Below are 22,031 nucleotides of genomic sequence, written 5' to 3'. Positions count from 1 at the left end.
TCTGCTCATTTCATGTACACTCACATAAGTACGTATGTTTGGTATAACCGGACATGGACGATGCAAAAATGACGATACATAAAGGATACGATTCTAAATGATGAACCCCGTTTACTATAAAAGGCCGTTCGGCGCAAACAGTAAGAAAGTCCCTTTTGCCGCTATCGCTCCGGCCAAGACAAGCAAGGACCTGGTATCCGATGATGAGTCGGATGCTTTTTATTTCCGCGCTCTGGAGAGCCGCGGCATCGCCCTGAACGCCCGGCAAATTCAGGCGGTGCGGCATTTTGAAGGCCCCATCCTGACGCTCGCCGGCGCCGGATCGGGTAAAACCTCCGTGCTGGTGGCGCGCACAGGCTACCTGCTCTCCGTCCGCCATGTGCAGCCGGCTCACATTCTGCTTGTTACCTTCTCGAGTAAAGCGGCTGCGGAGATGAAGCAGCGGATTGCACAGCTGCCGGGGATCACAAGCCGAATGGCCCAGGAGGTACAGGCGCGTACGTTCCATTCCTTCTTCCTGCTGCTGCTGCGCAAGCAGGGCTACACGCAGGAGATATTCAGCGAGACGCGCTACCAGCATATTGTATTGAAGCGATTGCTGCGCGAACGCGGGCTTCAAGACGATTATGAGCCCGAGACCGTGCTCTCCGCGCTCTCTGCGTACAAAATGAATATGACCGACCTGAACGATTTGCCTGAGCTCACACCCGACGAAGCCAACCTGAAGCGCATCTTTCTGCAATATGAGCAGTGGAAGGTCTCTAATAACAAGATGGATTTCGATGATATTTTGGTTTATGCGCATCAGCTGCTGAAGGAATCTCCCTCCCTTCTGTCGTCGCTGCAAAATCGTTTCCGATACATCATGAACGACGAATTTCAGGACACCAACAAGCTGCAGTACGAGCTCGTTCGCATGATCGCGGCTCCGCACAACCATCTGATGGTGGTCGGAGACGACGACCAGACGATCTACACGTTCCAGGGCGCGAACCACGAATTCATCCTTCAATTTCATAAGGAATATCCGGGAGCCAGAACGATCACGCTCGATATCAATTACCGTTCGACCTCGAGCATCGTCGGATTAGGCAATGAAGTGATTCGGCACAATACGCGGCGCAAGAGCAAGACGCTGCAGGCAACGAGGCAAAGCCCGACGCTTCCCCAATATATCCGGCCGGGAGACACGGATGAGGAGGCTCAGGCCGTACTGAGCCGTATCCGGCAGGACGTGGAGCAAGGAATCCGCACCTACAGCGACTTTGCCATCCTGTACCGAACGGCAAGCAGCAGCCGGGCGATGCTGGAGGAGCTCGTGATTCAAGGCATTCCGTTCGTTCACTACGGAAGCGTCGATGTGTTCTACGACCAGTGGATGGTCAGACCGGTCATTGATCATTTGCGGCTCGGCTTGAACCGCCGCGACTTTGAGGCACTGGCAGGCATTCTGCAGACGCTGTATTTGAGCCGCGACAAATGCATGGATTATATTCTTCATCGCGAAGGCATCCAGCCCAAGAAGGGACCGATGATTCATCTGATGACCTTCCCTGATTTGAAGGATTATCAGAAGGAAAAGGTCAAGGATCGCATCGAGCTGATCCGGGTCCTTGCCGATATGAAGCCTCTGGAGGCCATTCAGGAAATTCGCCGCAGGTTCTACGATGTTTTCCTGGAGACCGCCGACGGGCGGACGTTGACTCCGCATAAGGAGCTGCTGAAGGAGACGCTGGATGAGCTGGAGGCATCGGCCAAACGATTCAACACGGTTGAAGAATTCGTGAAGCATATCGATCACATGACCGAGATGCATCAGGCCATGGAGCAGATGCGCGGCAATCCCGGCGCCGATACGGTCACCTTAATGACCATCCATAAGGCCAAGGGGCTCGAATTCCCCGTCGTCTTTGCCATAGGGTTATCCGAGGGCATACTGCCCCACAGCTCGGCGGTGGAGGCAGGCGCCGTAACGAAGGGGGACAAGAGAACGAGGCAGCAAATCCAAGAGGAAGCCTTGGCCGCCCTGGAGGAAGAACGGCGGCTTGCCTATGTAGCGATAACCCGGGCCAAGGAGGAGCTCATCGTGAGCTCCCCTGCGTATTACCGCGGCAAGAAGGCGAACGTGTCGCGCTTTATATTGGCGCCGTTCACAGAGGCTTCATCGGCCCCTGGCGTTGCCGTGCGGACGGCGGGAGCCTCCTCTTCGACGGCACAGTCGGCCTCCGGTGCCGACGTTACGAGCCGCAGCTATGCGCCGAAGCCGAAGGCGGAGCATGCCTCCGCTCCGAGGAAGCTTCACACGGTCCCTGCGTGGATCTGCACCAGCGGCAGCTGCCCCGCTTGGGCGCGGATCAGCAGCGCTAAGGAAGGCAAGCTCGAGAGCAAGGCTTGCCCGTTATGCCAGTCTCCGATGGAACGGGGGAGTAAAGAGGTGCCTGTATAGCCTCTGGCTCGAACCTTGCTGCGGACCGCCGAACTCGATCGGCCGCCTGGCGGCGCAGTGGTGCCCGCCTCGGCCTCATGCGAGTTGGACGCCCAGGGACGAACCCGCTCCGCCGCCCCGCTGCGATAAAGGAATCCATCGTGAAAGCGCCGATGCAGCTTAGCATTTTAGCATTAATGGGAATTCTTGCGCGGATTTCTATTCCGTCTTATAATCCTCAAAAAACGGAATAAAGGAGGATAGGATGATGCGCAAGCTTCAACGATACAGCATGATAGCGGCGGGTACGCTCGTCGTCGCGCTCGGCTTCAACTGGTTCCTGAGCCCGAACCATATCGCCTCCGGCGGCTTGTCGGGCGCCTCCATTCTGCTGGGAAGCCTGTGGAATACGGACTCTATGATTATTTTGTGGGCAGGCAGCGTTATCCTTCTGCTGCTCAGCGCGTTCATTCTGGGCCTTCGTTCCCTTGCCGCCTCCGTGACCGGCTCGATCCTGATGCCATTCTTCGTGCTGCTCACGCATTCCTTGCGACCGCTGACCGATAACCCCCTGCTGGCCGCCATCTATGGCGGCGTAATGACGGGAGTGGGACTCGGCATCGTCTTTCGCGCCCATGGCAATACGGGAGGCTTTACGCTGCTGGCGCAGATGCTTCACAAGTGGCTTGGCGTCAAGCCTAGTCAGGCCATCATGGCGATGGACTCCGTGGTCGTCATCTCCGCAGGAATACTGCTGGCCCCGGAGAAGGCTTTGTACGCGCTGGTCAGCGTATTCGTGACACGCAAGGCCATGGACATGGTGCTGAAGCTGCAAAAAAGCTCCAAGGTCGCCTATATCATTACGTCCCGGGAGTACGAACAGGCGCTCAGCAAGGCCGTGCTAGAGGATTTGGACCGCGGCATGACTAAGCTGTCCGGCACCGGAGGATACACCGACGATCACCGCGTGATCATGATGGTCGTACTGGCGGCCGATAAAGCGCGCAAGCTAAAGATGCTTGTACAGGCCCTGGACCCCCATGCTTTTATCGTCTTTACCGAAGCCGATGATGTGGCTGGAGAAGGCTTCAACCAGGAATTGGAGAAAACCCGCTCATGGAAGCGTGCATCGGAATCGCCCGTCCGGCTGTAGCCATTCTATCGTCGCATTAAAAACACCGGTATCGGTCAAGCTGCGGGCTATCATCGCTCTGTAATAATCAGGGACCCGAAGAACCCCCTTCCAATGAAAGGGGGCTAATGTCGATTTGACGGTTTCCTTCCCTCTCATCTATCGAGGCAGTCATCGCCTCGCAGGAATTTGCACCGTGCTTGCCGTTGACAAGCCGGTTGCCGCGGCTTCATCGGGCCAGTCCCTCCGCCGAACTCTGGATAAGAGAAGTGTTCAATTGTAGGTTTGATTATAATCCCATCTATCTATATTTGGCAATCATTTGAAATACTGGATACCCATCGCCTCACGGACCTCCAGCATCGTTTCCTTAGCTACAGCCCGCGCCTTCTCCGTTCCCGCCATCAGCATCTCATCTATGAAGCCCGGCTTGGCGGCCGCCTGCTGCCTGCGCTCCCGAATCGGCTCCAAGAGCTCGTTCATCGCAGAGATGATCAGCTTCTTGCAATCGGCGCAGCCGATGCGGCCCTTGGAGCAGCTCTCGCGGATCTCCTCCTTGCCGTCCGGACGGAATGCGGCATGATAGCCATACATCGGGCAAATCTCCGGATGCCCCGGGTCCTGCTTGTGGATGCGGCTCGGGTCGGTTTTCGCCTTCTTGATCTTGTCCGTCAGCTCCGCCTTCGACGAATCGAGATAGATTGCGTTGCCAAGACTCTTGCTCATCTTGCTGTTTCCGTCCAAGCCATCCAGCCGCTCCCCTACGAGGGCTCTCGGCTCGACAAGCACCGGGGCGTACAAATCGTTAAAGCGCCGTACAATTTTGCGCGTCTGCTCGATGTGCGGGATTTGGTCTTCGCCGACAGGAATTAATGTCGCTTTACAAAACGCGATATCCGCCGACTGGCTGACCGGATAACCCAGAAAGCCGTAATACATATCCTTGTACCCGCGTTCGTTCGCCTCCGTCTTAATCGTGGGATTATGCCGCAGCGAGTTGACTGTGACGAACATCGAGAAGTAGACGGTCAGCTCGGCGATTTCCGGAATCATCGATTGAACGAACAGGGTCGCCTTCTCCGGATCAATGCCTACGGCGAGATAATCCATCGCTACATTCCTCAGGTTATCCCGGATCAGCTGCGGGTTGTCAAAATGTGTCGTCAATGCCTGCACATCCGCAAGCAAAATAAAGGTTTCATATTGATGCTGCAGCTCCACCCGATTTTTCAAGCTTCCGACGTAATGGCCAAGGTGCAGCTTGCCGGTAATGCGATCTCCTGTTAATACACGTTGTTTCATGGAACATCCTCCTCAAAGTTACATAATGGTAGTTGTTTAATAATTGATCGTTACTTCGCCACCACCAGCCGTCTTCCATGGCCATCACCCCCTTTAAAAAATATAGATGAACCGGCATCGCATCGATGCTGCCCGTTTCTGAAACAGTGAGAACAACAAAAAAACTTCGTCCTAAAAAGGACGAAGTTGAATTCGCGGTACCACCTTCATTAGCCTGCCTCTAAGCAGACTCGCTCTACAGGTACGGAGGCGCAGCAGCCCTTTTTCGAGAGCTCTTCCTCGATACCCTGTCTCTTGTAACGGTGAGACATCCGCTTCACCTACCGGCCGAAGCCTTCAGATCCGCACTCCGAAGCCCATTCAACGCTGCACCGACACGGATTCGCACCACCCATCCGCTCTCTGAAGTCTTTAGCTTCGTCTACTCTTCTTCATCATCGTGAACTATTCATTTGATTCAGTATAGCACACTCGATTTGTAAAATCATTACAAATATTCGCCAGCTACCCTTTCAGGATGCTCTCGATAGCGGCAAGCTCCTCTTCGCTGAAGCTCAGGTTGCTTAAGCCCGCCACCGCATCTTCAATCTGGCTCACCTTGCTCGCGCCGATCAATGCGGAGGTCACTCGACCGCCCCTCAATACCCACGCAATAGCCATTTGCGACAGCTTTTGCCCGCGCTGCTTAGCCAGCTCGTCAAGACGACGGACTTTGCCTAGCATTTCATCCGTTAATTCCTCCGGCTTGAGGAATACGCTGGAGCCTGCGGCACGGGAATCCTGCGGAATGCCGTTCAAATAGCGGTCCGTCAAGATACCTTTGAACAGAGGCGAATACGCGATGCTGCCCACTCCTTGCTCCTCCAGCACATCCAGCAGGCCATCCTCGACCCAGCGATCCAGCATGGAATATCTAGGCTGATGGATGACCACCGGAGTTCCCATGCTCTTCAGAATCGCGATTGCTTCCTTCGCACGGTCCGCCCTGTAATTGGAGATCCCGACATACAGCGCCTTCCCTTGACGCACCAGCAGATCCAGCGCTCCCATCGTCTCTTCCAACGGCGTGTTGGCATCCGGACGGTGATGATAGAAGATATCGACATAATCCAGATTCATCCGCTTCAAGCTTTGATCAAGACTGGACACGATGTATTTCTTCGATCCGAAATCTCCGTAAGGTCCAGGCCACATGCGGTAGCCCGCTTTAGTGGAAATAATCATTTCATCGCGGTAGCCGGCAAAGTCGGCCTGCAGCATTTTGCCGAAGTTTTCCTCCGCGCTTCCCGGAGGCGGCCCGTAGTTGTTCGCCAGGTCAAAGTGCGTGATGCCCAGGTCGAACGCACGTCGTACCATAGCTCTGCCGTTCTCATAAGAATCGTGGCCTCCGAAGTTATGCCAAAGACCCAGGGATACGGCCGGAAGCATGAGTCCGGATGTGCCGCATCGGTTGTATACCATCGTATCGTATCTTTCATTGCTAGGGATATAGCTCATTGTTTCTCCTCCTTGAGAGTTCTATGAGAAATGCTTGTTCCTTGATCGGGGGACTCCTTAACCGCAGGATATCTTATCTTGTGTCAAAAAACTCATCGTTCACAGCCTGTCTGACGAAGAGACAGTTCCCTTCATACAATCGTCCAGCCTACTTCCATTCTATATCGGGGGACAAGCATTCCATATGTCAGCATGAGTTCTTTATATGGTATAATGTCTCACAGTAAACATCGTACCTTACGACGGAGGCTGCATATGGGCTATCACGACTACAGATTTCATTCCGACCGCTCGATCCGCACTATAGAATTAAAGCTTTTTTATTCCGGATTCGAGCACTGCTCGCCGGGGCACTCCTGGGGACCGGCGCTGAAGGACCATTACAAAATATTGTATGTCCATAGCGGCCAAGGTATTTACCGTGCCGGTGACCATACCTACCGTTTGGGCTCGGGAGACGTCTTCCTGCTGACTCCTGATGCCATAGCCTACTACCGCGCCGATGATCAGGACCCGTGGACCTACTCCTGGATCGCCTTTAACGGGCTGAACGCCGAGCTGTACTTACGCCGGGCCCATTTATCTGTGGAGCATCCCGTCTTCCATTGCACCCGGAGGGAAGCGCTTGAAGCCTGCTTTCAGCAGGTTTACGAAGCCAGCAAAATGAGCAGCACCCGCGATACCCGAATGTTAAGCGCTTTATACGGCTTTTTATCCGTACTGATTGAAGAGGCCGAGTGCAAGCACCCTGAAGCCAAGCAGGACAACACGCAGGACTTGTATGTCAAAAAAGCCATCGAATTCGTTCACAACAATTATTCCCAAGCTATCACGATCGGTGAAATAGCGGATTGGATCGGACTGGAGCGCAAATACATGTCCAAGCTGTTTAAGGCCGCCACAGGGCTGACTCCGCAAGATTACCTGATCCATTTTCGAATCAGCAAAGCATGCGAGTTAATGAGCAATCCTTCGCTGTCCATCGGTGAGATCGCTTATTCCGTAGGCTATAAGGACCAGCTGTTATTTTCCAAAATGTTCAAAAAGCTGAAAAAGCAGTCTCCCAGCGAATATCGCAGATCCTCCTGATCCTAACTAGGACCTTATAACCAAATTTTGCGAAGTATCTGTCGAATTTTGGAAGGGATTAGTTCTCCAGTAGCGAATAGTAGTAGGACAACATTCAATAACTGGAGGATTATGTCATGCTGAAGCCTTTTGTCAAACCGCTTGTGGCTGCCGTATTGCTGTCACAGATTCCTCTGCCGGCTCTTCCCGGCGGTGCTTACATAGCAGAAGCCTCATCGGTAACAGGGGCAACCTATCAAACGCCTAAATATACCCGGCTCTCGCCCGGAGTCTCCGAGATGACCATGACGTTAAATACAGTCTATACAACCTACTACTATGCGCTCGGCGAGCCGGGCGTATCCGCCGAAGTGTCGGCATTATGCACCTATTCGATAGCCGATACGAAGGTGGCCACCGTCAATTCCCGCGGAGTCGTCACGGCAGTAGGTCCAGGGACCACCGTGTTGACGATCCGTTACAACGATTTGACCGCCTCCATTCCGGTTACAGTCGAGAACATCACGCCGCAGGAGCAGAAGCAACAGCAGCAGACAACGGTCAGCAACCCGGTGGTCAACGAGCCTATCGTACCTACCTCTACCCTCGACGTGTACTCCGGAATCGATATGTCCCGGCTTTCCACACATCGTCAAGCCTCGCTGGAGCTCATAAATAAGCTTAGACGGGCCGTAGGCGTACCGGCGGTTTCTATTAACGAGAATTTGAACAAGGCATCGCAGGCCCATGCCAATTATCAGGAGATCGATAAAAAGATGGGGCACACCGAGGAACAGGGCAAACCGGGCTTCTCCGGCGCCGGTCCCTGGGATCGCGCCAAAGCCTTCGGATATGCGTCCGCAGGCGGGGTCGGCGAGACCGTAGCCTCCACCGGCACATCTCCGTCAGGAGCGGCCCAGGTGCTGATCGACGCTCCGTTTCACCGGATCATTTTGCTGATGCCATCGTTCCGCGAGGTTGGGATAGGCGTCTCTAACGGCTATACCGTTATTAATCCGGGTACCAAGGAGTACACGTACAACGCCCAGAACTATAAGCCTGTGTACTATCCTTACAACGGCCAGACCGGGGTCCCCTCCTACTGGCATGCTTATGAAACCCCTAATCCGCTGCAATATTACGGCAAAAACGGGGCCAAGGTCGGCTATCCGATCTCCGTCAGCACCACGTCGGGAGGCAAGCTTAGTCACTTGAGCGCACAAATTAGCGATGCCTCCGGCAATCAGGTCGACTATTATTTGGTGGATTCCAAGCACTCGGGCAATGAGAATGCGATTTTGTACATCCCCAAAGAGCCTCTTAAGCCGAATACCGCCTATACGGTAACGGTCCGTTATCAAGCGAGCAACCTTATGGAGAGCTCTGCTTCAACGGAGGAACAGCAAACCTGGAGCTTTACGACTCAAGGCGATGCCATAGATTCATTGGTTCCGAACGGCTCCTATCCTACCTCCGTCGAAGTAGGCGGCACGATCAAGGTTCCCGGCTTTTCGGCCAACTACATGAGCGGAACGAAAACCGACGTGTCCTCATCCGTACAATTCACGTCGGATTCAGATCATGTCGTGATCCAAAACGGCATCATTCAAGGGATAAAAGCCGGCTCTGCCAAGATTACGGCGAGCTTCGGAGGCAAGGATTTCAGCTATACGGTGCATATCAAAGAAAAGTCCGCCGCAGCTGTAGACAGTGTCGTCCAGGTTTCACCGCCTGTGCAGTCCCGGGATTCCTTCCGGGATATCGGCTCGCATTGGGCGAAAGCCTCGATTGAATGGGCCCGGCAGTACCAAGTCGTCGACGGCTATTCCGATGGAACGTTCCGCCCCGACGGACAAGTGACCGAGGCCGAGTTTCTGGCTATGCTGTTCCGGATGTATCCGGGCAGCGTTCAAGACTTGCAGGCTCAGGCGGATTCCAGCAGCTGGAGCGATAAGTTCTATGAGTACGCACGGTATTTCCGGCTAGGCCTTAGTGGAGACTCACGCGACCAAGCGATTCAGCGGGTTCAAGTCGCCCGGATTATCGGGGGCTTGGATGGTAAGCATTATGCGGATGACCAGGATGCCATTCGTTTCCTGCTCAGCAGCGGCTATTCTGAGGGTAAGACGGGAGCGACGGTGGAGGGGTATGGCGGCAGCGATCCGTTAACCAGAGCCGAAGCGCTGCAATTTTTGCGAAATCTTCAGGACAAAGGGTTCACTCAGCTGCTGAAGAAACCTGAAACGCCCACCGTCAACTAATAGACGGAGTTCATTTACCAGCGTTGAAATAGCATGTCCGGCAGGTTAAGCGGCAGCGATCCATTACCGCTTTGATTCCAAGACGAGCCATCCGTTGGCTCGTCTTCTTGCTGCTTCCCGATGTTTCGCTACTCCGATGGAAGCGACAACTGCGTTGGCCCCAGCATATGAAGCCGATTCAATTGCTTAGCCATATAATCGGCCGAATAAGGCATGTCATGCTCCAGCCAATGCTTCATAATTCCGATATGAGCTGACGTCGCATAACGGATTATGAGCTCCCTCGGGAGAGAGAGCCTGCGTTCATCAGGCTGTGCCAGCGCCTGTCTTGCAAACAGCGCTTCTTGAATCACTTGCTCCATGCGACCGGCAAAGCCGGGAACCCCGTTCGGCCCCAGCATTACTTTATAGAACGGGGCGTGGGCAGCCAAATGCTCAAACTGCCGGACAAAGGATACGGGAGGAACCTCTGTGCTCATCTGCAATTGTTGGGCCGAAAAATGGTCGGGCAGCTGCATCGTCTGCTTCAGCTCCTCCAGCATCCCATCCACCAGACTCCTCAACAAAGCGTATTTGTCCTCATAATGCAAATAAAACGTAGCCCGGTTAATCATCGCACGAGACGTGATATCCCGAACCGTCGTCCGATCAAAGCCCTGCTCCTTCATCAGCGAGATCAGCGCATCCCGAATACATAGCAGCGTACGCTGAACCCGAAGATCCGTCGTTTCCTTCATCGACATGATATCCTCCTTCTGTCTAACATGATCATTTTATACAACACTTCACCGGATTAGTGTTACAAATGCTGCATCCCGGCTGTTATTGTTGGTTGCCGGTTTCCGGTTTGAGAGGTAATATAATCGACACATCATTGTAAATACAACACAGTGTTGATTATAACGGAGGTAGAGAACGATGTCTATGAAGGAAAAGAATTCAAAATGGGTCATGGCGGGGCTGCTCATCGGACTGATCTTGTCTTCCCTTGACCAAACCATCGTGGCAGCTGCAATGCCCACGATTACCAGGCAGTTAGGCGGTCTCTCGCTGTATAGCTGGGTATTTACCGTCTATATGCTGGCATCAACAGCCATCATGCCGATCTACGGGAAGCTGGCCGATCTGTTCGGCCGCAAACGTATTTTTTTATTCGGCCTGCTGCTGTTTCTGACAGGGTCGCTATGGTGCGGCTTCGCTTCGACGATGCCCCAGCTGATTATCTTTCGAGGAATACAAGGGCTCGGCGCCGGGGCACTAATGCCGATTTCCTTCACGATCATCGCGGATATTTACTCTCCCGAGCAGAGGGTCCGATTCATGGGATTATTCAGTACGCTGTTCGCCGCATCAAGCATAGGCGGACCTGTGATAGGAGGAATGCTCGTCCAGTGGAAGTGGAGCTGGATTTTTCTCATCAACCTCCCGTTCGGATTGGCCGCATGGATTATGTTGGCTTGGGCTCTTGCAGAACCGCCGCGCACAGCGGGCAAACCAAGGATCGATTGGCTTGGAGCATTAACCTTTACCGGCGCTGTAGTTTCCTTGCTGCTGGCGCTTGTCATGGGGGGCAATACTTACGCTTGGCGCAGCGATGCCATTCTAGGGTTATTTGGAGTCGGCACTTTACTCCTTGCAGCCTTTCTGTGGGTGGAGCTCAAGGCTCCGGAGCCGTTGATTCCGCTGCAGCTGTTTCGAATTCGTACGATCTCCTGCAGCAATATTGCCGGATTTTTCGTCAGCGCCGCCTTATTCGGAGCCATCGCTTACATCCCGTTATTCGCACAGGGAGTCATCGGAGTACCCCCTTCCGCTACCGGGTACGTTTTGGTTCCCCTGATGCTTGCAACCGTAGTGACTACTATGGGCTCCAGAAGATGGCTGACGATGGTTTCGTACCGAACGGTTCTTGCAGCGAGCTTGACCCTAACCTTGATCGGCTTCTTGCTGTTCTCCCGGATGAGCATCGATACAACCCTAATGCAGCTCGTGATGTATATGGTGGTTACCGGACTGGGGCTTGGCGCGATCTTCCCTGCTTTGGGGACGGCGGCGCAGCACGCGGTGAGCTGGGAGCGGCGAGGGGCAGCGACGTCCTCCAACCAGTTTTTCCGGTCTGTCGGAGGCACCTTTGGCATCAGCATCATGGGCGGGATTCTTACGAGAGGGACTGTGGCCAGATTGGAGCATGGAAGCATCATGACGTCCGGGCAGCTGCAGCAGTTCGCCGACCCGGAGCTATTATTAAACCAAGAAGTACGTTCCGGAATGCCGGACTCGGTGCTGCTGGAGCTTGAGCGGGCGTTCAGCGGCGCTCTCAGCGATATGTTCCTGCTGGGTGCGCTGTTTGTTACCGTCAGCTTGCTGGCCGGCATTGCGATAGGAGGCGCAAGATTAAGCGACAGTGCCTCTAAATGAAAATAGCCCCACATTGTAAGGCCTTCCTCAAAGCCGATTCAGGACTGCGGGGAGCCCCGAAACCAGCAAAAAACGGCAGCCAGAACAGAGACGCTGTTCCGGCTGCCGCAGCTATACATAGCTTTAGCTAGGAATCGGTTAACGGGAAATGCTTTGCAGCAAATAAGCAAGATGCTGAGCCAGCTGCTCGCGGGCGAAAGCCGTCATTTTGCCCTTGGCCGCATCCTTCTCCACCGTATCCTGAAGATCGTTCAAATGCTTGATGGCTTGGTCCTTATGGCCTTTCTCCAACTGTTTTTCCGCGTTGGACAGCTTGGCCTTCAGGGAATTGGCTTCCCCGTTATTTTTGAACTGGCCGTTCTTATCCAGCTGATCAATTAAGGCTTGCACAGCGGAGAAGCTGGTGCTGAACGTGATCTCGAAGCTGAAGCTCTGCTCGGCCGTATTTCCGGCAGCATCCTCAACGCGGTACTGTACCGTATGGGAACCGAGTCCCACTTGCTTCGCCTGAAGCGATTGACCGGAGGCAATCTCTTTGCCATCCAAAAGGAGCTTTTGGGAAGCGACGCCGGACAATCCGTCCGTTGCAGCCAGCTCGAAGGTAAAGGCTTCATCATAGGTGATGCTATGAACGCTTTGGCCCGATTGCGTCAGACGCACGGTCGGTGCCGTTTTATCGAGACGAATGAGGAGTGATTGCACCTCTTCCTTGTTTCCGGCGTTATCGACGGAATAATATTGCAGACGGGTGTCACCTTCGGAGGAAACGGTCACCGGAGCCGTATAGCCCGTCCATTCTCCACCGTTCGTGTTGTACAAGGTCGATGCAACACCTGTTCCGGTATCCGTTGCGGATAACGTCACTGTCACATCCTCGCGGTACCAGCCGCTGCTGTTCGGCGTTCCGGACAAGTCAGCCGTTGTGACAGGAGCAGACGAATCAACAGCTGTAAAATCGCTTAAACCGCGAGGCTTCAGCTGATAGTTATCCTTGAAAATGGCCGCAACTCCACGGACGGTTACAACTTGCCCCTCCTGATAAGGGAACTTATCCAGCGTGAGCCCCGTACGGCCGTCAACGCGCACATGGTTGGTAGTTGAGCCGGACGTCGCGTCGAATTCAAAGGAACCCGCCGGTGTGGCAGCGACTACATTATGAATGGTAACGTTGGACAGCTCAATAAGCTGGCCCTGGTTATTCTCGTTGACGGATGAAGCGGCCTTCACCGCAGGAAGCTCGGCTGTACCGGTCTTCGCGATAGCTACAGGCGAGGCCAGCTCAAGCTCCGAGTTATAGTGAGTAAGCGAAGCGGTAACCTTCACCTTATCTCCTTGATGGAAGCCGCTTTGGCTTTGGAATACATAGATTCCGGCGGAATCATCCTGAAGATAGAACGCTTGCCCGCCGAAAGCCCCGGGCTCTGTAGTCACGATACCTTCTACGGTAACAAGGGTATTGTCCGCCTTGCTCCGCGCATCCGCTATCGAAATTTGGTCAGGTAGAGGCGGCTTGTCCTCGGGAAGCGGCTCGGCCGGCACATTCGCCAAGGTAACCGATTCGGTCTTGAGGTTATTGCCGTTTTGTCTTAAACGCAGACTTGCCGCGCCTGTAGTGTCCGGCTTAATGCGAACCGTGAGATCCTTGTAGGCATGGCCCAAGCCATCGGCTGTCATGCTGAAAGCAGAGCTGTAGCCATATGCGGTCGGCCAAGTGCCGTCGGCATTTTGAATCTGGGCGACCTGGGTGCCCCCGGTTAAATAAATGCCTGCGCTGAAGCCGGATACCGTTCCGTAAGCCGGCAGGTTATCCGCAACGACACGGATTTGGAACTGCTGTGCATTCGGCAGCTGTGGCTGATGCACGAAGCTGTACGCTGCAGTTGGAGCGGCTGTTGCACCGCCGTAGGAGCCCGGCTTAAACGTGGAAGGGTCCCACCATTTGTATCCGGCATCAGGTGCGGCCCATGGCTCCTTCTGAGGCTCAGTGGATGCTTCCGGAGCCTCGAACGGCAGCAATGGCGTCGGCTGGTCGAGCTGAAGCCCGCTCACGTCGCTCAGCTTCGTATAGCTCTCCTTCTTGCTCAGCCAATTGATAATATTCACGAGCAGAGTGCCGTCATTTTGTTCTTTAAAGCCGTCATAGGTCGTCTTTCTTTGACCGTTTTCCTCCCGCAAATATTTCGGCGTAGCATCCTCTACAGGAGAGGAGTCGCCGATAAATGCGGCTTTACCGAGGCCGGACTTGGAAATGGCGACATACGGACCTTCGGCGATACCGCCTCCGGCATATACGCCCTGATCCACCGCATTAGGCCATGCTTCCTTGGTTTGCGGCAGATAGACGATCCCTTTGGCCCGCGTAGGGTCAATAATTTCAATCGTTGAGCCTGCATGCATTGCAACGGTAGATACCCCTTTTGTAATACCGAGTGCCTGATCCGGTGCGACTACCTTATCAGTGATGATATCGCCAAGCGCGTTATAGCGGAATCTCACACCGAAATTTTCATTCAGCCAATCGGAGCTGGCTACACCCTGCATAGCAGCGGAATTCCGTTCCTCCGTGCTCATGCCTTTGGCAGGATCTTCCCAAGCACCGCGGCGATAGCCGTTCATAACCTCGGATCCGTCCCACCGGTTTTTATTCCGGTCTGCATTGTAATGGTCAGCGATGAAGAAAATGCTGCCGCCGTTTTGAACATACTGCTTCATGGCTGCTTGCTCCGTCTGCTTGTACGGAACATTGGCTTCCCCTATAACAAATACATCATAGCCTTGCAGGTCCTTAAGCGTAATAGGGCTGGACTTCCGAAGCTCCTTCACATAATAGCCGTTATCCGCCAAGGCGTTGCCAAAATCGGAAAAACCGCCGTCAATAACCCAATCCGCCGCGCCTGCCGTTTGACCGTGGGTGTTATCGAACAAAATCTTTTTACCTGCGTTCTCATTGACTACTTTAGCGTTGATGAAAGGAGCCGGATCGTTAGGTCCTTCGGCAAAAGCCTGCTGCCCTCCATCCATAAAGAAAGATTGCAGCGGAAATGCGAGGCTAAGAGCGAGTGTCGTCTTTAACAGCGTTGCCTTCCAATGCATGGATTTGCTCATCATATACCTCCATTATTTGAATAATAGAACTGCAATTGCATTCTATCACGAAACGATTGAAAGATTTGATAATATTTTATGAAGACAGGAGCTTAGGACTAGGCCGGGAGGAAAAACAGGCAAAAAGGTATAGAAGGGCCTTTGAGTATCGACAGATTTCGCAGCTTCCGTCCCAAGCAGAACGCGTGCTTATCCTACCCGGGAATCAGAAGAATGAGTAAATGAGAATCCCTCTAGCAAGGCCTTTGAAAGACATGCGGCCGCGTTTAGAGGAAGTTTTATCACCAAATAAAAACTTTCACATCCGATGACCTCGGAGTCTTATAAATTCAACTATACAAAAAAAGACTCACCCTCTTTAAAAGAAGGCAAGTCCTTGGAATTCAGACAATCCGGACACTCTGCCGAGTGTGTTGGTGATTGGCAGCTGATCCTTTTACAGATGCTTCTTGATCAGAGCGATAATCTCTTCATATTCGGCATCGCTAAGCTGTTGGTTCGGAGCCGGGTTCATTTCGAACATTTTGCCCCAGGTATATTCATTTTCATACTTCGGAACGATGTGGAAATGAACGTGCGGCATCGTGTCCCCGAAGGCGCCATAGTTAATTTTGTCCGGAGCGAAGGCCTGCTCGATGGCACGCGCCGTCTGGGCTACGTCCCGCATGTAAGCGTCCTGTTTCTCTTGGGAGAGGTGGAAAAACTCCGTCTCATGCTCGTTCAAAGCTACGATACATCGTCCGCGATAGGTCTGCTCTCTGAACAGATACAGCGTAGACACCCGCAGCTGACCGATTTCGATCATCAGGTTCTCAATCCGTTCATCCTTCGTACAATAAATACAGCTTTGCGTCATTAGGGGCTCCCCTGCCTTTGGGTTGAATTTACCATGCTCTGCTTAATAGTAAGCCCGAACCCGATGGTTTGTCCATGTTCTTTTTCATCATGGCGGAAGGTAAGCGGAGCTGCTCCCCCCTATGACGGCGCAAGCTTCAATTTAAGGGAAATATGGTCAACCGGACCTTCACAGGCTTGAAAAAGAGACCGCCATCCCGTCCGTACCGCGGCCCGCCCGGCCCGGATAAGCTCCATCCCCGGTGCTGCACAGGACGCCGTGATACAGCGAATCGACCATACTTTGCAAGCCGGAACACCGCACAGCGCCTCGCCAGCCAAACATCCCCGCAGCAAGCGGCTGCATCCGATTCATTGACATACAGCATGGCCTCTTTTCCGAACAAAGATTACCCCCTGCAATTGGATTCTCTAAATGAGAACTATTAATCGTATTATGTTATAGCATTTCCCAAATTATGACAATGATAATCGCTATCACGAAAGAAGCCGCCTCATTCCCTCTAAAGCGAGAAAACAAAGCGGCTTCCCTAGATAGTATCGTTCAGGGCTTATCTTTTGACCAATTCGCGCGGGTTCACCGTGTTATCCATACGAAGATTTGGTTTCGCCGAGTTGGCGATCTGATCCCAGCCTACAATTTTAAAGTTCTGATTAATCTTCTTGCCATTCTCATAATTGGCGTCATCCTGGGATACGAAAATACCGTACGGGTATTGATCTCCGAGCCCAAAACCAAGCACATCGATGCCATCGGTTTCGCTCGTACCGTCGATGCGGTCGCCATCCACAATGTTGAAATTGGAAATGTATTTGTTGTCGTTTTGGCGGTCATAAATCGCGTAGCTGTTGCTGCCCTGGCTCGAAGCGATTAAATATCCGGTGCCGTCCTTACCGTAGTACATCGTCAAGCCTTCAATGTCATCCTGCAAACGGCGTCCGTCCGCGATATCGACTTGTGCCAACGGCTCCTTGCCGCCATCAGGCTCGGCATTGTACTTCCAGATCGCAACATCCTCTTCGGCAATATACATCGTCCCGTACTCATCGTCTGCAACGAGCCCCTCCGATTGGGTACCGAGACGGAATTCGCGAACCAGCTTGCCCGCTACCTTTCCGGTGCCGTCGTCCTTCAGCTCATATTGCTCGAATTCACCCTTTTTCCCCAATACCAATGCATAGAACGCTCCCGTTCTCAGGCTGTGATACAAGCTGAAGCCGTACACCTCGCCCATAGCCGATTTAATAGGTTCGCCTACAATCGGGGTTAACTCGCCGTTTTCTCCGGAGACAGAGAATACATCTATGGTATTGGTCGTACGATTTGTTGCCGCTACGATATCCACCTTTTTGCCTCCCAGCGGGAAGTCGTAACGAAGATCGATATTGTTCATTTTGCCGACGTTGTACGATTGCAGCTGCTTTCCGCTCAAGTCATACACCAGTATGCCCCCGGCTTTGTTCGTGGCAATCAGCTTGCTCTTGGAAGGGTCGACTGGATCTACCCAAATGGCCGGATCATCCGCCGCATCCTCACCCGAATCCACCGCTTCCGTCTCTCCCCGTGCCTTAACCGAGAACATAGGGACAGCATCCTTCGGATCCTGATATTTGGCGTTTTCGGCCAAAATGCTTTGCAGCAGCGCCGCAGGAATCATCGTCTGCTCGTTAACCAATTGCACTGGGCTTGACAGCTTGCCTTCCTTCCCTGCAAGACGGTATGTCCCTTCATTGATCGTGACGATCCCGGCGATACCGTTCTTCAGCTTGAACATTGCGGTACGATCTTTGGCGTCCCAGCTCACTTTCGCCCCTAGCTTCTCCAGCTGCGCCCGCAGCGGCACATAATCGGCTGCAGCCGCACTGACATTCAACGTTTGCAGCATCATCCCTGCGATCATGGCAGATGCAATCCAAGCTTTTCTTTGTTTCATCTTGATCCCCCGGTACATTATTTTCGAGTTTTTTCACTCGGCATGTCGAGTATAGGGGACCAATGTTAACGGAATGTATGGGCAATGTTAATATTTTGAAAATTTTACTAAATGGAGAATAACTCCCTCGCCGTTTGAATAAACAGCTTGACGGCTAAGGAGGACTCCTCCAAGGAAGGAACAGCCAGCAAAATTTCCCTGTAGGGCTGCGGCTCCAACGGCCGGATGACAACATGCGGCGGCAAGGCGGACAAGGATAAAGAGACATTGGACATGATCGCCATGCCAAGACCTTCTTCAATCATGTTCAGAGCCGTATTGGCGTTGTGAACGATGAATTGGGCCTGCAGCCGCGAGCCTCCCTGCTCGAAAAGCTCATAAAGCGGAGCTTCATAGCCGCCCTTGCAAATGATCATCGGCTCCTGATCCAGATGCTTGACATGAATGCGGTCATGCTGATGCAAAGGGTGGTCCTCCCGCATAAACAAAAACATCTGTTCCTTCAGTAAGGTGACCGCTTCGAACTCTTCGTTCGGCGGAATAATCCATCCGACATCGATCGTTCTCGCAGCAAGCCACTCCTTAATCTCGTCGATGCTTCCCTCGTGAAGCTCGAATCGGATACGCGGGTATTTTTCGCTGATGGCACGGAAGATCTTGGGCAGGAAGTGAGCCGAAGCCGCAGGAAAAGAACCGATACGAATCAGTCCGACCTCGAAGCCTTTCTCCGCCGCCACTTCCTGATCGACTTTATCGAAGCCCTTCAATATATCGCGAAAAAGCACAAGAATACGTTTGCCTACCTCCGTAAGAACGATTCCCTTGCGCCGGTCCCGAATCAGAAGGGTCACGCCCAACTCCGACTCCAATGTAGAGATGGCGCGGCTTACCGCGGGCTGTGTCATATTCAGCTCTTGACCGGCTCTGGTGAAGCTTCCGGTATCGACAATTTTTACAAATAATTTTAGCTGGGAATGAGTCATAACGTTTATGGTATACCCCTTATGATTAACATTCATTTTATTTATTAGTAGAATCATTGTATCATGTTGAACAGAGAAAACAACAAGGAGTGATCTGCATGCCACAGCTTTCACGTACACGTGCTGCTGTTTATTTGGCGTTCCTCGTTATCATATGGGGAATCAACTGGCCGCTGTCTAAATACGCGCTTTTATATACACCCCCGCTGCTGTTTGCAGGCGTGCGAACACTGATCGGAGGCGTTATCCTCGTTCTCGTTTGCTTGCCGAGATATAAGCTGCTGCGCTTGAAGCAGACATGGCACATCTACCTTATCTCTTCCGTTCTGAACATCATTCTATATTACGGGCTTCAGACCGTAGGGCTGAACTATCTACCGGCAGGTCTGTTCTCGGCTCTGGTTTTCTTCCAGCCGGTGCTGCTCGGGCTCGGTTCGTGGCTGTGGCTCGGAGAGTCGATGTTCGGGATGAAAATGCTCGGCTTGGTGCTTGGATTTCTCGGGGTAGCCGCCATCAGCAGCGGAGGCTTTACCGGTCCTATCTCAACCGTAGGCATATGGCTTGCGATCGGAAGCGCCGTTAGCTGGGCTCTGGGCACGCTGTACATGAAAAAAACAACAGGACAGGTCGATGCCATCTGGGTCGTCGCCCTGCAAATTTTGATCGGCGGGCTCGTCCTGACGGGTGCAGGCTCCGCCTTTGAAAGCTGGTCCGATATTCATTGGAGCCTTCCCTTCGTAGTCTGCCTGTTGTTCATTTCCATTTTCGTCATTGCCCTCGGCTGGCTTGTCTTCTTCAAGCTGGTCGGCTCAGGTGAGGCCAGCAAGGTAGGCTCGTTTACGTTCCTTATCCCGCTTATCTCTATTAGTTGCAGCGTTCTCTTCTTGGGCGAAAAGATCACGTTAACGCTGGTCGCCGGACTGATTCTTATTTTGCTCAGCATCGTGCTGGTGAACTCCAAGCCTAAAGCTTTGCGCAGCAAGAAAAAGCTTCATACGGCTTAACGGCTTGCTTCTTCCCCTTCCCTTAGTAGAAAAAAGCCGCCCTCTTCGGCGGTTTTTGGTTTGGTTTGAGGCTCTAGGGTATGAAAAATGTTTGGTCGGAAGGTGGAATATCCCTTGGAGGAGCGAAAGCGTTCGCCTTTGTTCTCGGGAAACACCCGCTAAGAAAATATAATCCAAGTTTCCAGAGAACAACAGCGGCCGGAGGGGGATATTCCACCGGGAGACCTGTCATTTTTCCAACTTACTACTGCTTCTTACCCAACAAAAAAGCCGCTCCTCAGCGGCTTTTTTCTATGTCCTCTTCGTCGAATACGCATTCCTCAGGCTTCAGCACCTTAGTCTTAAACTTCCATTTGTATCCGAGCCAGATAGCCAGGAACAGCGGAATTCCGATATAAGATGCGAACATGTACGCCCAATCGATTTTGCCGTCCGAGTATGCCCCCATCGCTTGTCCGATAATAACGATCACGCAAAGCACCCCGGCCAAGATCGGCCCGAACGGGAACCATTTGGCTCGATACGGCAGATCCTTAAGCGACTTGCCTTGAGCCATGTAGGCCCGGCGGAAATAGTAATGGCTTATCGCAATCCCCAGCCAAGCAATAAAGCCAGACATACCGGACGCATTCAACAGCCAGGTGTACACCAGACCGTCTCCATAAAAGGAAGACAGGAAGGCGAACATCCCGAGCGCAGCGGTTACCAGCAAAGCAAATACCGGCACGCCATGGCGGGTCAGCTTATTTAAGAAGCGCGGCGCTTTGCCTTCCTGGGCCAGCACCCACAGCATCCGAGTCGATGCGTACATCCCGGAGTTCCCCGCAGACAATACCGAGGTCAGAATGACCGCATTCATCACTGAGGCGGCCATGCTTAAGCCGGCTTTTTCAAACACGATCGTAAAAGGACTCATTCGAATGTTGTCGCTCGATAACGCTTCACTCGTATAAGGAATGATCAGACCGATAACGAGAATGGCCAGCAAATAAAACAGCAAGATGCGCCAGAACACAGTGCGGATGGCACGCGGCACATTTTCTCTGGGGTTCTCGCTTTCCCCTGCCGCGACACCGACCAGCTCCGTTCCTTGAAAAGAAAAGCCCGCTGCCATGAACACGCTTAACGCAGCCAGGAAGCCTCCATGAAAAGGAGCATCGCCGATCTTCCAGTTTTGAAAGCCCACCGACGACTGGGACCAGATGCCGGCAATCATCAAAAGACCAACACCAATAAAGACGATAACGGTGATGACCTTGATTAGAGCGAACCAAAACTCCGTCTCCCCGTACCCTTTAACCGAGAGCAGATTTAATAATGTCATCAGAGCAAGAAACAGCGCCGACCATAAAAACGAAGAGCTGTCAGGAAACCAGAATTTCATAATGACCGTCGCAGCCGTCAATTCCGCCGCAATCGTGATGGCCCAGTTGTACCAATAATTCCACCCAAGCGCAAAGCCAAGTGCCGGATCAACGAATTTTGTCGCATAGGTGCTGAACGTTCCGGATACCGGCATGTAGGTGGCCATCTCCCCAAGACTCGTAACCAGGAAATACACCATTATACCAATGGTCAAATAAGCAAACAGAGCGCCCCCCGGACCTGCCGTATGTATGGCCCCTCCGCTCGCCAAGAACAATCCGGTTCCGATCGACCCGCCCAGCGAAATCATAGCCATATGGCGGGCCTTCAGCCCTCTTTTCAGTTTTTCTTCCTTCAAAAAAGAACACTCCCTTATCGTTCGTCCCTGTGCCTTCGTGCCCTTTCTTACAAAACAAACCGGGCCCGCCCGGCACAAATCGACCGCCGCACGAGCCTTATATCCAGTCCTATCGCTCCCGATAAGACGATATGTCGCCTAATATAGAATAGATGTGCTGAAGATAAAGATCAATGATAAAATTTCCCATTTTCTGACGTGGTTCCATGCTCATTCGACAAGGCTCTCCTATATTTTACTATCCTGGGATGTTTTCGATACGTTCATGAAGGATTTGGTCCTGAAGCCTTTCCACTAGGGTCCCCAGCAGCACTTTAATGTTCT

Annotated in this window: 15 protein-coding genes, 1 riboswitch and 1 other annotated feature; of the genes, 6 read left to right on the top strand and 9 right to left on the bottom strand. The window is 52.8% G+C overall.

Annotated elements, in window-relative coordinates:
- The first annotated feature begins 97 nt into the window (after nt 1-97).
- Nucleotides 98-2,446: a UvrD-helicase domain-containing protein gene (locus ABEA66_RS25880; RefSeq protein WP_345592100.1), complete on the top strand. Its 2,349-nt coding sequence runs from the start codon at nt 98-100 to the stop codon at nt 2,444-2,446.
- 244 nt (nt 2,447-2,690) lie between these two features.
- Nucleotides 2,691-3,578, top strand: coding sequence for a YitT family protein (locus ABEA66_RS25875; RefSeq protein WP_345592097.1), 888 nt, complete (start codon nt 2,691-2,693; stop codon nt 3,576-3,578).
- Between the two features lie 131 nt (nt 3,579-3,709).
- A riboswitch (SAM riboswitch) is annotated at nt 3,710-3,824 on the bottom strand.
- Between the two features lie 51 nt (nt 3,825-3,875).
- Here ABEA66_RS25875 and trpS read toward each other — a convergent pair.
- Together trpS and mgrA are read right to left on the bottom strand one after the other, a co-directional pair.
- Nucleotides 3,876-4,859, bottom strand: coding sequence for a tryptophan--tRNA ligase (gene trpS, locus ABEA66_RS25870; RefSeq protein ID WP_345592095.1), 984 nt, complete (start codon nt 4,857-4,859; stop codon nt 3,876-3,878).
- Between the two features lie 173 nt (nt 4,860-5,032).
- Nucleotides 5,033-5,306 (bottom strand) — a binding site (T-box leader).
- A gap of 57 nt (nt 5,307-5,363) precedes the next feature.
- The gene (gene mgrA / locus ABEA66_RS25865) at nt 5,364-6,356 is read right to left on the bottom strand and encodes an L-glyceraldehyde 3-phosphate reductase (RefSeq protein WP_345592093.1); all 993 of its coding nucleotides are present in this window, start codon (nt 6,354-6,356) and stop codon (nt 5,364-5,366) included.
- 255 nt (nt 6,357-6,611) lie between these two features.
- Between mgrA and ABEA66_RS25860 the strand changes: the two genes are divergently transcribed.
- Together ABEA66_RS25860 and ABEA66_RS25855 are read left to right on the top strand one after the other, a co-directional pair.
- Nucleotides 6,612-7,445 (top strand): AraC family transcriptional regulator, encoded by an 834-nt coding sequence (locus ABEA66_RS25860; protein WP_345592091.1) that lies wholly within the window; start codon nt 6,612-6,614, stop codon nt 7,443-7,445.
- Between the two features lie 116 nt (nt 7,446-7,561).
- On the top strand, nt 7,562-9,685 hold the full coding sequence (locus ABEA66_RS25855) for an S-layer homology domain-containing protein (protein ID WP_345592089.1): 2,124 nt from the start codon (nt 7,562-7,564) through the stop codon (nt 9,683-9,685).
- Nucleotides 9,686-9,813: 128 nt separating this feature from the next.
- Here ABEA66_RS25855 and ABEA66_RS25850 read toward each other — a convergent pair whose 3' ends face one another.
- A complete protein-coding gene (locus ABEA66_RS25850) occupies nt 9,814-10,428 on the bottom strand; it encodes a TetR/AcrR family transcriptional regulator (RefSeq protein ID WP_345592087.1) in 615 nt (204 codons plus the stop codon).
- 175 nt (nt 10,429-10,603) lie between these two features.
- On the opposite strand from ABEA66_RS25850, the gene ABEA66_RS25845 reads away from it, so the two are divergent.
- Entirely contained in the window at nt 10,604-12,103 is a 1,500-nt protein-coding gene (locus ABEA66_RS25845) for an MDR family MFS transporter (RefSeq protein ID WP_345592085.1), read from the top strand.
- Between the two features lie 138 nt (nt 12,104-12,241).
- On the opposite strand, the gene ABEA66_RS25840 is transcribed toward ABEA66_RS25845, so the two are convergent.
- From ABEA66_RS25840 to ABEA66_RS25820, 5 genes are all read right to left on the bottom strand, one after another.
- A complete protein-coding gene (locus ABEA66_RS25840; protein ID WP_345592084.1) occupies nt 12,242-15,208 on the bottom strand; it encodes an OmpL47-type beta-barrel domain-containing protein in 2,967 nt (988 codons plus the stop codon).
- A 436-nt stretch (nt 15,209-15,644) separates the two neighbouring features.
- Nucleotides 15,645-16,064, bottom strand: coding sequence for an HIT family protein (locus ABEA66_RS25835; RefSeq protein WP_345592082.1), 420 nt, complete (start codon nt 16,062-16,064; stop codon nt 15,645-15,647).
- A 168-nt stretch (nt 16,065-16,232) separates the two neighbouring features.
- A complete protein-coding gene (locus ABEA66_RS25830) occupies nt 16,233-16,424 on the bottom strand; it encodes a hypothetical protein (protein ID WP_345592080.1) in 192 nt (63 codons plus the stop codon).
- 190 nt (nt 16,425-16,614) lie between these two features.
- Nucleotides 16,615-17,997, bottom strand: coding sequence for a phytase (locus ABEA66_RS25825; RefSeq protein ID WP_345592078.1), 1,383 nt, complete (start codon nt 17,995-17,997; stop codon nt 16,615-16,617).
- Nucleotides 17,998-18,104: 107 nt separating this feature from the next.
- Complete coding sequence (locus ABEA66_RS25820; RefSeq protein WP_345592076.1) at nt 18,105-18,980, bottom strand: LysR family transcriptional regulator; 876 nt, start codon at nt 18,978-18,980, stop codon at nt 18,105-18,107.
- A 98-nt stretch (nt 18,981-19,078) separates the two neighbouring features.
- Here ABEA66_RS25820 and ABEA66_RS25815 point away from each other — a divergent pair, with 98 nt between their 5' ends.
- Nucleotides 19,079-19,984: a DMT family transporter gene (locus ABEA66_RS25815; protein ID WP_345592074.1), complete on the top strand. Its 906-nt coding sequence runs from the start codon at nt 19,079-19,081 to the stop codon at nt 19,982-19,984.
- Nucleotides 19,985-20,261: 277 nt separating this feature from the next.
- Here ABEA66_RS25815 and ABEA66_RS25810 read toward each other — a convergent pair whose 3' ends face one another.
- Complete coding sequence (locus ABEA66_RS25810; protein WP_345592314.1) at nt 20,262-21,665, bottom strand: amino acid permease; 1,404 nt, start codon at nt 21,663-21,665, stop codon at nt 20,262-20,264.
- Nucleotides 21,666-22,031 lie beyond the last annotated feature (366 nt).

Origin of the sequence: Paenibacillus vulneris (genome assembly GCF_039543185.1) — a bacterium.
Classification (GTDB): domain Bacteria; phylum Bacillota; class Bacilli; order Paenibacillales; family NBRC-103111; genus Paenibacillus_S; species Paenibacillus_S vulneris.
The sequence above is the reverse complement of the archived record's forward strand: the minus strand, read 5'-3'. Positions and strand labels throughout refer to the sequence as shown.